This is a genomic window from Trichocoleus sp. FACHB-46 (assembly GCF_014695385.1).
Classification (GTDB): domain Bacteria; phylum Cyanobacteriota; class Cyanobacteriia; order FACHB-46; family FACHB-46; genus Trichocoleus.
Genome location: NZ_JACJOD010000006.1, coordinates 509295 through 522110, shown reverse-complemented (window position 1 = coordinate 522110; position 12816 = coordinate 509295). Strand labels below are relative to the sequence as shown.

Annotated in this window: 13 protein-coding genes; 5 read left to right on the top strand and 8 right to left on the bottom strand. The window is 49.6% G+C overall.

The window, feature by feature from the left end; translation table 11 throughout:
* Positions 1–2: 2 nt before the first annotated feature.
* Positions 3–272 carry a YciI family protein gene (locus H6F72_RS02620; RefSeq protein ID WP_190431547.1) on the top strand — a complete coding sequence of 90 codons (270 nt, stop codon included), beginning with the start codon at positions 3–5 and terminating at the stop codon, positions 270–272.
* Positions 273–424: 152 nt separating this feature from the next.
* On the opposite strand, the gene H6F72_RS02615 is transcribed toward H6F72_RS02620, so the two are convergent.
* The 3 genes from H6F72_RS02615 to H6F72_RS02605 are packed head-to-tail and all read right to left on the bottom strand — an operon-like array spanning position 425 to position 2303.
* Positions 425–1273: a cobalt-precorrin-6A reductase gene (locus H6F72_RS02615; protein WP_190431545.1), complete on the bottom strand. Its 849-nt coding sequence runs from the start codon at positions 1271–1273 to the stop codon at positions 425–427.
* A 49-nt stretch (positions 1274–1322) separates the two neighbouring features.
* Complete coding sequence (locus tag H6F72_RS02610) at positions 1323–2072, bottom strand: class I SAM-dependent methyltransferase (RefSeq protein WP_190431543.1); 750 nt, start codon at positions 2070–2072, stop codon at positions 1323–1325.
* 51 nt (positions 2073–2123) lie between these two features.
* Positions 2124–2303 carry a hypothetical protein gene (locus tag H6F72_RS02605; protein WP_190431540.1) on the bottom strand — a complete coding sequence of 60 codons (180 nt, stop codon included), beginning with the start codon at positions 2301–2303 and terminating at the stop codon, positions 2124–2126.
* Positions 2304–2778: 475 nt separating this feature from the next.
* Here H6F72_RS02605 and H6F72_RS02600 point away from each other — a divergent pair, with 475 nt between their 5' ends.
* Entirely contained in the window at positions 2779–5331 is a 2553-nt protein-coding gene (locus tag H6F72_RS02600) for a mannose-1-phosphate guanyltransferase (RefSeq protein WP_190431538.1), read from the top strand.
* A gap of 320 nt (positions 5332–5651) precedes the next feature.
* Complete coding sequence (locus tag H6F72_RS02595; RefSeq protein ID WP_190431536.1) at positions 5652–6161, top strand: single-stranded DNA-binding protein; 510 nt, start codon at positions 5652–5654, stop codon at positions 6159–6161.
* 78 nt (positions 6162–6239) lie between these two features.
* On the opposite strand, the gene H6F72_RS02590 is transcribed toward H6F72_RS02595, so the two are convergent.
* The 3 genes from H6F72_RS02590 to lipB all read right to left on the bottom strand — a co-directional run bounded on the left by H6F72_RS02590 (position 6240) and on the right by lipB (position 8809).
* On the bottom strand, positions 6240–6677 hold the full coding sequence (locus H6F72_RS02590; protein WP_190432060.1) for a hypothetical protein: 438 nt from the start codon (positions 6675–6677) through the stop codon (positions 6240–6242).
* Between the two features lie 443 nt (positions 6678–7120).
* Positions 7121–8026, bottom strand: coding sequence for a lysophospholipid acyltransferase family protein (locus H6F72_RS02585; RefSeq protein ID WP_242016736.1), 906 nt, complete (start codon positions 8024–8026; stop codon positions 7121–7123).
* Positions 8027–8068: 42 nt separating this feature from the next.
* Positions 8069–8809 carry a lipoyl(octanoyl) transferase LipB gene (gene lipB / locus H6F72_RS02580; RefSeq protein ID WP_190431533.1) on the bottom strand — a complete coding sequence of 247 codons (741 nt, stop codon included), beginning with the start codon at positions 8807–8809 and terminating at the stop codon, positions 8069–8071.
* Between the two features lie 159 nt (positions 8810–8968).
* On the opposite strand from lipB, the gene hpf reads away from it, so the two are divergent.
* Positions 8969–9628, top strand: coding sequence for a ribosome hibernation-promoting factor, HPF/YfiA family (hpf, locus tag H6F72_RS02575; RefSeq protein WP_190431530.1), 660 nt, complete (start codon positions 8969–8971; stop codon positions 9626–9628).
* Positions 9629–9831: 203 nt separating this feature from the next.
* On the opposite strand, the gene H6F72_RS02570 is transcribed toward hpf, so the two are convergent.
* Complete coding sequence (locus H6F72_RS02570) at positions 9832–10728, bottom strand: metal ABC transporter permease (protein WP_190431528.1); 897 nt, start codon at positions 10726–10728, stop codon at positions 9832–9834.
* Positions 10728–11537 carry a metal ABC transporter ATP-binding protein gene (locus tag H6F72_RS02565; RefSeq protein WP_370527426.1) on the bottom strand — a complete coding sequence of 270 codons (810 nt, stop codon included), beginning with the start codon at positions 11535–11537 and terminating at the stop codon, positions 10728–10730. The genes H6F72_RS02570 and H6F72_RS02565 overlap by 1 nt, the downstream gene beginning before the upstream one ends.
* 100 nt (positions 11538–11637) lie before the next feature.
* Here H6F72_RS02565 and H6F72_RS02560 point away from each other — a divergent pair, with 100 nt between their 5' ends.
* Entirely contained in the window at positions 11638–12678 is a 1041-nt protein-coding gene (locus H6F72_RS02560) for a metal ABC transporter substrate-binding protein (protein WP_190431526.1), read from the top strand.
* Positions 12679–12816: the final 138 nt, after the last annotated feature.

Genomic DNA, 12816 nt, shown 5'->3' with positions numbered 1-12816 from the left:
TTATGCCTAAATATGTGATGCAGGGACGTTACTGTGAGAATGTCTTAGAGAAACGCGCTCCTTTTCGCCAAGCTCACTTAGATGGTCTTGCGGCTCAAAAGGCGGCTGGGACTTTGGTTACGATTGGCCCCACGAAGGATTTGGCTCAGTGCTTCGGCATTTATGAGGCGGAAGATGAGCAGACGGTTCGGCAGTTGGTTGAGGCTGATCCTTATTGGCAAAATGGGATCTGGACGGAATACAACGTCTATGAGTGGATTCAGGCGGTTTAAGGTTTAGCGCTAACTGTTTGGATCGCTGGTCTTGAATCGCTGGTCATAGTGTTTCTCTTGAAATCCGAACCTTGGGGGATATCCCCCAAACCCCCTTGTTGGAGGACGCAACCGTCCTCCAAGCCTCCTCCAAAGGGCGCTGGGGTCTAAAATTAAGTTTTTGGTTTATTTGCTGGGCTTAGGTGCTCTTGGCAGAATGCTAGGGCTGTGGTCAGGTTGCTGGTTTGTTGTGGGTAGGTGATTGGGGGACGGGCAATCGCGACTAAGGGTATCCCTAATTCAGCAGCGACTTGTCGCTTTACGTCTTCTCCACCAGCAATGCCAGAGGATTTGGTCACGACTACAGAGATTTGCCAATGTTGCCACAACGCTTTCTCTAGGTCGGGGGAGATGGGAGGACGCATAGCGAACAGGCGGTCGGGAGTAAAGCCTGCGGCGATCGCGGCTTCAATGGCGGTAACGGAGGGTAAGAGCCGAGCAAATAAGGTGGCACGATCTTGCCAAGGCTGAAAGAGGGCCAGAGGTCGATACCCCACAATCAACAACACCCGCTGCCCCTGAAGAATATCCGTCGCCACAAGTTCAGCAAAACTCTGAAAAACTAATCCCTTCTTCTGTCCCTTTTCCCTTTCATCCTTCATTCCTCCTCCTTCATCCTTCCAATCTGGCCGCTCAAACCGAAGATAGGGAATGCCTAACTGGGTGGTGATGGCGATCGCAAGTTGTGAAATCTCTACCGCATAGGGATGGGAGGCATCCAACACTGCCACAATTTCTTGCTGTTGTAGGAAGAATGCGGCTGTCTCTGAGGTTAATCGTCCGACCCAAACTCGCAAGGGTGCATAGTTCTCTGCCCTCTCAATAGAGGAGACATAGAGCTGTTTGGCGATTTCTGTGGTGACTGAGACGGTACAAGCAAGTTGAGCTTCAGCGATCGCAGCGGCTAATTGAGCACTTTCTTGTGTGCCGCCAATTAACCAAATGCGTCCTTTTGTTTTCACTCAACTTGCTTATCTTTTGCAATTGGATTGAGGGTTCAAAACCGCACGTTCAAAACTGCACTTTATAGAGTTGAAATAACTCGCCAGCTTGGGTTTTGACAATTTTTCCACCTGCCGCTTGAATTGTTTTTTTCCAATCCTCTAACGATTCTAAGAATACTTCTGCACCTAAGTAAGTTTCTAGAATGGCCCAGTTTTCTGCTAGAGGTGTGTCTGGATTCAATACGTCAAAGACAAAGGATGCTCCTGGCTTCAGGACTCGCTTGACTGCGGTCATGACGGCTTGCCAGTACTCCAATGGGTAGTAGCAACTAAAGCCAGTCGCGATCGCCAGGTCAAAGAAAGCAGGCTCGTATTTGAGTTGATGAGCGGGAGCCAGTTCTACCCCTTTGAATAGCTTGGAGTTGAGTTGGGGGCCACGAGCAATGAGCGTATCACGGGCAAAGGTGCTCATCTCTTGCCCATAAAATAAAGCGCCCCAGTCGCGCCAGGGATAAATCAAAAAGCTCACACCACAGCCCAAATCTAAGCAGCGCTGATTTTTTTGGGGTTGAGCCATCTTCCAAAACGGAGAGGCAGTTTTCGTTTGCAGGGTTCCTGCGGTCCATTCTTGAAAAATAGGCATCGCTTCTACAGCTTCTGGCAGCTCAAAGGCTTCTCGGCGATATTCGCGATCGAAGCGCTGGGCAACCCCAGCAATCTGAGCTTGCCAGTTGCCGCTAGAGGGACTTAACACATTAGAGAGCAGGTCGCCTGATGAAAACGCTTTCGAGGAACGGCTACTACGTTTCTCAGACATCGCCTAATTCCTCTAACGAAGCTAAATTTCTGTAAAACACTACGCTTGTTTTTAACCCTTCAGTGCTTTGGTAAAGTTTTGGCGATAGGACTTATTCACGATCAGCACTGGCCAAAGCAGCCCTAAGTAGATTCGTCCTTGGCTAAAGTTTGTCCGCCGAAAACCGCTCCAGAACTTCCAGGCTCCACCTGCATAAGCACCTAGTAACAACAGGCTAAGCAGTGTAGTCATGTATCTCTCTCTCCCATTCACACATCAACTTTAGCTGAGCGCCTACTCTACACTCAATGTAGCTTCGATTTGCTGGAAACGTATGTTTGGTCTTGACCTGACTTGGCGATCGCCAGAAAACTTAATGAATTAAGAACTTTATGCAGCAAATCGGAGATTTCAGTATTCTGTAAGAGCATGGATACGGTCTAAAAATTTCACTTCAATCGTAAGCAGAACCTAGATTACTTTTTTCTCTGCTATTCGTTAGTTTCTAGCGCTTGAGATAGTCAACCATTGCAATCTACAAGATGGTTGACCAGAGGGAGTGACTCCGCGATCCGGTTGGTTTGCTTTGTCAAGGAAGATGGCGCTAATCCCCATGAAGCTTACCTTCTGGAGGATACCCACAGTCTTACTGCCATAGGAGACTAGAGAACACGAGTCATTTGACGACTGAGTACAGCACGCAAATAAAAACTAGGAAGGAGGATTTATGCGAGCAGTGCTGATGGCCGGAGGCTCAGGGACGCGGCTCAGACCGCTAACCTGTGATCTTCCTAAACCCATGGTCCCGATTCTAAATCGACCGATCGCCGAGCACATTGTTAATTTATTAAAGCGGCATCGTATTATTGAGATTATTGCGACACTGCATTATTTACCTGATGTAATGCGAGATTACTTCCAAGACGGCAGTGATTTTGGCGTACAAATGACTTATGCCGTAGAGGAAGACCAGCCTTTAGGAACGGCAGGTTGCGTTAAAAATATTTCTGAATTACTTGATCAAACATTTTTAGTAATTAGTGGTGATAGTATCACCGACTTTGATTTAACTGCCGCCATTGAATTTCATAAACAAAAGCGATCAAAAGCAACTTTAGTATTGACCCGTGTGCCCAACCCAATTGAGTTTGGAGTTGTCATTACTGATGAAAAAGATCGTATTCGACGCTTTTTAGAAAAACCTTCAACTAGCGAAATTTTCTCAGACACTGTTAATACTGGCATCTACATTTTGGAGCCAGAAGTTTTAGGCTACCTACCCAACAATCAGGAGTCTGACTTCTCTAAAGATCTCTTTCCTTTACTCCTCGAAAAAGACGAGCCAATGTATGGCTATATCGCTGAGGGATATTGGTGCGATGTTGGCCATTTGGAAGCTTATCGAGACGCTCAATACGATGGGTTGCAACAACGGGTCAAGCTGGATTACGCCTATGAAGAGCGATCGCCCGGTATCTGGATTGGTCAAAATACCCACATCGACTCCACTGCCAAAATTGAAGCGCCAGTGCTAATTGGGCATAACTGCCGAATTGGGTCGAGAGTCCAGATCAGTGCTGGCTCCGTCATTGGCGACAATGTCACGGTAGGGGCCGACGCTGACTTGAAGCGGCCCATTATTTGGAACGGGGCGATCGTTGGAGAAGAAGCTCATCTACGGGCTTGCTGCATTGGCCGTGGCACCAGAGTAGATCGTCGCGCCCATGTGCTGGAAGGCGCCGTGATTGGTTCACTCTCCATCATTGGGGAAGAAGCTCAAGTTAGCCCCAACGTCCGCATCTGGCCCAGCAAGAAAGTTGAGTCCGGAGCGACGCTCAACATCAACTTGATTTGGGGCCATGCCGCTCAACGCAATTTGTTTGGGCAGCGGGGTGTCTCTGGATTAGCCAACGTCGATATTACGCCAGAGTTTGCAGTGAAGCTGGGTGCAGCTTATGGTTCTACCTTGAAACCAGGCGCACAAGTTACGGTTTCTCGCGATCAGCGCAGCATTTCTCGGATGGTGTCGCGATCGCTGATTGCTGGCTTGATGTCGGTCGGCGTGAATGTCCAAAACTTAGAAGCAACGGCGATTCCCGTGGCTCGGACGGCAGTACCCACGTTATCGGTGCGGGGCGGCATTCACGTGCGAGTGCATCCAGAGCGAGCCGACCACATTTTGATTGAGTTCTTTGATCAAAAAGGCATCAACATTTCTAAGGCGCAGGAGAAGAAAATTGAAGGGGCTTATTTTAAAGAAGATTTTCGGCGTGCCTTAATTCACGAAATTGGCAATGTCGTCTACCCCAGCCAAATTATTGACATTTACAGCACTGCCTTTGAGAAGCACATTAACATTGAGGCCGTGCGGCACAGCAGCTCCAAAGTTGTGATCGATTACGTATACGCGGTTTCTGGCGCAGTCCTACCACAGTTGTTGGGCAAGTTTGGTTGCGACGCGGTGGTTTTGAACGCCAGCCTCAGCCAGAATTCTCCCACCACAGCCGATCGCGAGGGCTTGTTAAACCAGTTAGGGCACGTAGTGGAAGCGTTACGGGCCACCTTTGGCGTCCAAGTTTCTGCCAATGGCGAGCAGATGATTTTGGTGGATGAAGCAGGCATTCCGATTCGCGGAGAAATGTTGACTGCCTTGATGGTAGACATGATGCTGACCAGCCATCCACGCAGCACCGTGGTAGTGCCAGTCCATGCCTCTAGCGCTGTTGAGCAAATTGCGCGTCGTCATGATGGCAAAGTCATTCGCACCAAGGCTAACCCGACCGCTCTCATGGAAGCCTGCCATACCAACTCTCATGTCATCCTGGGTGGCAGTGGCGAAATGGGCTTTATCTTCCCGCAACTGCATCCTGGTTTTGACGCCATGTTCTGCATTGCCAAGATGATTGAGCTGCTAACCTTACAGGAGCGCTCCATTAGTCAAATTCGGGCCGACTTACCACGGGTTTGCCATCGCACTTATACCGTTCGTTGCCCTTGGACGGCGAAGGGAGCTTTGATGCGGCACTTGGTAGAAATCCATTCAGCGGAGAACTTAGAGCTGGTCGACGGCGTGAAAATTTTCAACAATCAGCACGAAAGCTGGGTTCTGATTTTACCGGATGCAGGAGAACCGTTAGTCCATATTTTTGCCAACAGCGATGACCGTGGTTGGGTAGACGAAATTCTGCGCGAATATCGTGGACGAGTCCAAGACTTTGTCGATCGCGAGGAAGGGAGGGAAGATTCCAAAACTGAATCTTACAGCCTTTTGCAGATGTAGCAGGTGGAGGTTATCAGATGGCAAAAGCTTTGTCTAGCCTGAGTTTGCTGCCTGTTGAGACGCTAACTTATCTCAAGACCTGCGATCGCTGTCCTAATGAGTACTGCAATTTCCTAATTCAACCTCCAATCTAAGTACGAATGTACTAAAATCAAGATTAGAGAACTGGTAGCTGAGATTGAGGAAAAGCTGTTTTCAAGCCCCAAAAAATCACTTAACTCTTAGGATGTGATCTATTAGGGTAAAGCATGAGTCACGATTGATATAACAGTTCCTGTCGCCCTAAACTGAACTCCCTGGGATTAGGAGAATTTTGATCTATGAATAGCTGTATCTTGATGGCAGAGATTATCCAAGACCCGCAGCTGCGCTACACATCTGATACTCAAACTCCGATCACGGAAATGATAGTGCAGTTTTCCGGGTTGCGGGCAGATGACCCCCCAGCCACGCTTAAAGTCGTGGGATGGGGCAACCTGGCTCAGGAAATTCAAGAGCGTTATCACCAAGGCGATCGCGTGGTGATTGAGGGTCGGTTGAACATGAATACAATCGAGCGGCCCGAAGGCTTCAAGGAAAAACGTGCTGAGTTAACGGTGCAGCGCATCCACAGCTTAGATGGTAGTTCTAGTAGTGCTGCTGTTCCTGCCGCAACCACAACCGCTAGAGTCGCACCTGCACCCGCCGCTGCTCGCACACCCGCTGCCACTACGGCTAACCGAGCTGCGCCCGCCGTGAGTACTCCTGACGCTGCCCCTAGAGCGGCCACAAAATCTAAGCCTCCAGCTCCTCCGGTTGCGGAACCAGACTACGACGACATCCCCTTCTAGCTCCAAGCGCTAGCACCATCTAGGGCATCTCTGTCAGAGCATCAGTTGTACTTCTGGTGCTTATTTTGCTTTGTTTGCTCAAAGAAAGTCTTGCAGAAACTCAAACGGATCATCATCCCAGCAGGGTTCTGGCCAACGGGTGAGCAGATTGCGGATGATATCTGTCTCAACATCGTGAATATCTTCTCGCTCAAATAGACCACCCAGAGCCGTTAAATCCCGTTCTCGCATGGGGGCTAGAGGAGCCGCGTAGCTATCGAGCAGGCTAGAAAACCCCTCGTATTCTGCTTCAGGCTGAGGCGATCGCCAACTCCCTGCGTCAGAGGTTTGAGTAGGGACAATTCCTAGCGGCCCTATTCGCTCTGGGGTCGAGGATGGAACTGACGGGTTGGCTCCGTATCTCGATTTAACTGCGTTTAGCCGTCGAGCGGGGGTAGAACGGGCCGCTTGAGTGCGTAAGAGATTCAACTCTGCCGGAAACGAGGTGGCATCGTCCGTGGGTGAAGGATTAAACATGGAGTGCACCAAATAACCGCCTCAATGCAGTCACGCAGTCGAGCGGAGGAAAATTCACTGAAGCATGGCTTACAAGGTCGAGGCACCAGACTTAGAAGTAGGTGCAGCCATGTTGCGTTTTTTCAGTAGATGCAAAGCCTGATTAGCTCTTACAGCGGCTTGATGAATCTCACACCCAAAATTTGCTCAAGCAGTTCAAGCAGTTATACAGGTTTAGCGCTGTGATGACCTGATTGATTTTGTACTTTCCCTGTCCTCAACCTTACATCCCCCCACCAGGGAATGAGCAACCAAAAGTTACGTTTTTTCACGTATTCTCATTGCTCATATTGTTACTAAACATGTAGTAATCCTACTGGATGAATTTGCTGAGGCTACGGCAAAAGCATCAAGACTAAAGCTTAATAGAGAACCGAGGGCTGCGAACTCTGTCTAAGGTAGAGCTACCGCTGGGGCGATCGCTTAGCTGCTGCGACTTCTGCCACCAATCGGTCTAGATCAGCCTGCATTTGAGCGCAGACTTGCTGATAGCAGACCTCTACGTAAGCGCGATCGCTAGCAGCCGCTCGACCAGAGCGCTCAAAAACAATCGGGGTACAGACGCGAGTATGAATTTGTACAGGGAGCGGAATATTTGGTAAAGGCCCAATGCCGAGTCCCCAAGGCAATCCTAAGTACAGAGGAAACACTACTGGGTCGATCCCTAGTAACCAAGGCATGCCCCACTCGTGTAATTGCCGAGCTTGCTCATAAAAATCTCCTAGGACGAAAAAGGTGTCGTGTGCTCCCTCGGAGATCACGGGGACAATCGGTACACCTTCGCGCAACGCTAATTTGATAAAGCCTCGTCGTCCTGCAAATTCTATTTTGTGCCGCTGATTGTGAGGCCGAAACACATCTTCTGGACCTCCCGGATAAACCAATACTGCTGCGTTGCGCCGGAAGGCAGCGATCGCCATTTGTGGATGGGCGATCACGGCCCCAATCTGAGCCGCAGCGGGCGCGATTAAAGGAACAGGTGCCCGCCAAACACTCGGATGCATCAAGCCATAAGCTAAGCGCTCTGGGCCAAAGCGCTGCACCCAGTCATACAAAAACATAAACATGTCAGGAGCAGCCAACCCGCCATTGTGGGAGCCGACAATCAGCATTGGGCCTTGCTGAGGCAGGTGGTGCCAACCATCTGTCCGCACTCGAAAATAATGGTGATACAGCCAACCCCAAATTGGCATCCAGGCTTGAATGGCTTGAGGATCGCGGTCTTCTAAGGACCAACCATCAAAGCGATGAGTAGCATCAGGGCGATCGCTAGCGGAACGGTAAAGAAAGGGGTTTAGATCGGGAAACAATGGCTTCTAACTGCTTTATTCAATCAAATTGCGTTCTTTAGCCTAGTCTAGAGCTTCACCTGTTGCCAAATCCCAAGGGGTGAGGTCATGGGTCACAGATTGCACTAGCTTGACCCCAAACACCTGAGCAAAGGCGATCGCCACTTGTTGTTGCACTTGCGCCAGATTTACGTCAGGTACAAACTCAGCCAAGCTGCCCACAGGCTTATCAGTAATGCCGCAAGGCACGATATTTTGAAACCCTGTTAGATCTGGGCAAACGTTGAGCGCAAAGCCATGCATCGTAATCCAACGGCTGACTTTAATCCCGATCGCCGCTACCTTGCGTCCTTCTACCCAAACTCCTGTCAAACCTGCGTAGCGCTCTCCCTGCAATCCATACGCTGCCAACACTTGAATCAATACTTCTTCTAGCTGTCGTAAATACCAATGCAGGTCTTTGCGATAGCGATTCAGGTTCAAAATGGGATAACCCACCATTTGGCCTGGACAGTGATAAGTGACCTCTCCTCCGCGCTCCACTCGGCACAACTGCAAGTCAGTTTGAGTGGGATCGAACTTAAGAAAATCCAAGCTGGCACCTTGGCCAAGGGTATAAACGGGGGGATGTTGTAACAGGAGCAACACATCGCTGAGTTCTGGATCTTCGCGCCGTTGGGCCACTAGGGATCGCTGCCAAGCCCAAGCCATCTCATAGGGCACCAAACCGGGTGTGTAAAGCCAGCAATCTTGGTAAGGCAAGCTTGGTACGGAGACGCTGGATGGGGATGTACTTAATTCCATTAGCAAAAGCAAGCGAAATTTAACGCAATTTTAGAGTTTGTGTAAAGCGGCGAAATCAAGAATTATCAACAGATGCAAAAGATTTTAAAGGCCCCTGTTCTCCAGAATACAAAGTGCTAGGGTGAGACTAACACCCAAATTCCAAGGGGAGGAAGCTCTATGAAGCTTGTTATCCAGGGCAAAAATATCGAAATCACCGATGCGATTCATGAGTATGTGCATCAGAAGATTGAAAAGGCGGTTAACCACTTTCAGAATCTAATGACCGAAGTTGACGTGCATCTGTCTGTGGCCCGCAACCCCCGGATAAACCCCACTAAGCAAACCGCAGAAGTTACGATTTACGCCAACGGTACAGTCATCCGCGCCGAAGAGAGCAGTGAGAACCTCTATGCAAGCATTGACTTAGTTGCCGACAAAATTGCTCGCCAACTTCGCAAGTTCAAAGAGAAGCGGCAAGACAAAAACCACACGCAAATTCGTACAGGTGTAGTGGTCGATCAACTGCCAGTGGAAACTTTGATTGGCGATCGCACCCCAGAACTACCGGAAGACGTAGTTCGGACCAAGTATTTCGCCATGCCGCCGATGACCATCCATGAAGCTTTGGAGCAGCTAGAGCTAGTCGATCACGACTTCTATATGTTCCGAAATGCTGAAACGGGTGAAATCAACGTAGTTTACGAACGGAATCACGGGGGCTACGGTGTGCTTCAGCCTCGCAATACGAACGGCCAGATCTCCACGAATGGCAAAAATGGCAAAACCGCCCATAGTGATCAGGCTGTGACGGAAAAACTCGATTCTGCGAAGCTATAACCAGCTTTTAGCCAACCAGTTCCATACCAGAACCTAGGAGGAAGGATGAAACTACCATCTTTCCTCCTTTCTCGTTTTTATACTTTTTGGGTTGCCGCTGATTGGAGCCAAGACGCACAAGAGGCGATCGCGATCACTTCGGCAATGTAACTTAACAATTTATAAAACATTTTGTTAGGCGATCGCGACTTAGTCACAGATAGCTAACCCGAGCCGCGCAATAGCCCCTTCAACTCCCGCCATAACAAGGGTTCGCCTCGTTGAGCTGCGGGATATGTAAAAACTCCTTGCGTCGGGCTAAACAAAAGCGCTAACAAAAATAGCCCCGACACCACCAAAACAATGGCAGGGCCAGAAGGCACGTTGTAGAAATAACTGAGATACATGCCGCTGACACTTGCCACAATCCCAATGCCTGCTCCTAACCACATGACGTTGTGTAGCCGCTGCACCAGCAAATAAGCTGTAGCGCCTGGGGTAATTAAGAGCGCCAGCACTAAAATTACGCCTACGGTTTTCATGCTGGCTACGATCGTCAGGGCAATCAGCACCATCAAACCGAAGTTCAACAGGTTCACGGGTAAGCCTGCGGCTTGGGCTCCCAAGGGGTCGAACGTGTAGAAGAGCAATTCTTTATAAAGCAGGACAACTACCAGCAAGACAAAGGCCGAGATCAAGGCTGTATCTAAGACTTCCTGCTGCGTCACACCCAAAATATTGCCAAACAGAAAGTGATTTAGGTCAATCTTGTTGTCCTTTTGAATCAGCGTAATCAGCGTTACGCCAAGGGCAAAAAAGGCCGAGAACACAATCCCCATCGCAGCATCTTCTTTAATGGGCGATCGCGCCCGAATCCAGGCAATCGCCATTGTGCTGAGCACACCCGCAATGAATGCCCCGACAAAAATATTGGCTCCTACCATAAACGCGATCGCTAAACCGGGCAGAACCGAATGGCTAATCGCGTCTCCTAATAAAGCTAAGCGCTGCACCATCAAGTAACTGCCCACAACCGCACAAATCAGCCCCACCAAGACCGCAATCACCAGCGATCGCTGCATAAATTCGTACTGCAACGGCTCTAGCAGTGCCTGCAACATCAGGCTGCTTCTCCCGCATGAAATACCACTTTGCCGCCATAGGCACGATAGAGGTTTTCAGTGCTGAGCACCTGTTCACGTGGACCACTCGCAATCAATTCTGTGTTGAGCAAAATCAAGTCGTCAAAGTGGGTGATTGACTCGCCCAGGTCGTGATTAATCACCACCACCACTTTGCCTGCGGCGGCCAGCTCATGAAAAATCTGAAAAATCACATCCTGGGTTTTTTGGTCAATGCCGACGAAGGGTTCATCGAAGCAATAAATATCGGCTTCTTGGGCGAGCGATCGCGCCAAAAACACTCGCTGCTGCTGCCCTCCAGAAAGTTGCCCAATGGGACGATGCCGATAAGCACTCATGCCTACGCGATCCAAAGCGGCTGCGGCTAAATGCCGACTGGTGGTAGAAAAGCGACGGAACCACCCTGTCTTACGCACCCGCCCTAGCATCACTACATCCCAAACGGTGGCAGGGTAAGTCCAGTCAATCTGCGATCGCTGCGGCACATAAGCTACTCGCGCTAGTTGATCGGCTAGAGGTTGATCACCGAGTAAAACCGTACCATGATTGGCTGGTACCAATCCCAGCATGGCTTGTAGCAGAGTGCTTTTACCCGCGCCATTGGGGCCAATAATCCCAACTACCCGCCCAGGGTGAATTACGAAATTAATATCTCTGAGAGCCTGTACCGCTCGGTACTGCACCGCCAACTGGCGCACCGAAATCTTATGACTGCCATTCATATAGACTATTTGTGCATCTGGACACTGGGTTGAACCTGTATCAAAAGGCGGGGGTTGAGTCTTCATGGCAGCGTCTCCACTCAGCCTAAGCAAAAAATGAAAGGAATATGAAAATAGGGTAACTTAAAAAATGAAAGGAATATGAAAATAAATATTGACTTCTCATATGATTACTGCTCCACATCGCCCCCAAAGCGGTTACCCCCAAAGCGGCTATAAGATTCATAGTTACGGACAGGCGATCGCGGGCCTCTTGCTCAGTGTCTGGTTAAGTGGCTGCAATATCGGTTCTCAGCCTGCCCCTAACCAATCTGCTGCCAACGGAGCGGCTAAGCCCAGCGTAGTTTCTACCAGCACTATCCTGGCCGACTTAACCGCTCAGATTGCCGCAGATGAAGTGCAACTAATCGGCATCCTCGAACCTGGAACCGATCCACACGTTTATGAACCAGTGCCAGCAGACAGCCGAGACTTAGAAAAAGCAGATTTAATTTTTTACAACGGCTACAACCTGGAGCCAGGTCTAATTAAGCTGATGAATGCCGCTGGGGGGCGGGCCCAAAAAGTTGCCGTGGGCGAAGTTGTGCCACCGTTGCAGCTTCAGAAAGGCCAGAGAGAAACTGTCCCCGATCCCCACGTTTGGGGCAATGTCAAAAATGTCATGCAGATGGTCACGGCCATTCGCGATGCCTTAATTGAGCTTTCACCCGACGATCGCGATCGCTTTACCCAGAATGCCGCTCAGCTCACTGCGCAGCTAGAAGAGTTGGACCAATGGATTACTCAACAAATCCAAACCATTCCTCCAGAAAAACGGCGCTTAGTCACCACTCATGATGCCTTTCAGTATTATGCTCGCGCCTACAATCTCGACATTATTGGCACCCTAATTGGCATTAGCACCGAAGAACAACCTAGCGCCCAAACTGTGCAACGCCTAGTTGAATCAGTGAAGTCGGCTCAAGTACCAGCCATCTTTGCCGAAACCACGATTAATCCAGCTTTGATCAAAACCGTAGCTCAAGAGGCAGGCGTACAACTCGCCCCGCGATCGCTTTACTCAGATTCTATTGGTGCTGCGGAGAGTGATGGCGACTCCTACATCAAAATGATGGTGGTCAATACTCAGACTATTGTTGAAGCGTTAGGTGGCAAGGTCACCCCCTTTCAACCGCAACGCACCCCTCCAAGTGCCTCGCAAAAGTAACGGCAATTAACCTGAGATCTCTTACTTTGCTAGCTTTGCCTCAATATGGATCAGCAACCGATCGTAGTTATCTCTATGGGCGATCGCCAAACTTTTTACGATTAGGCGTTAAACCTGAGCGAATGTCTTAACTTTCTG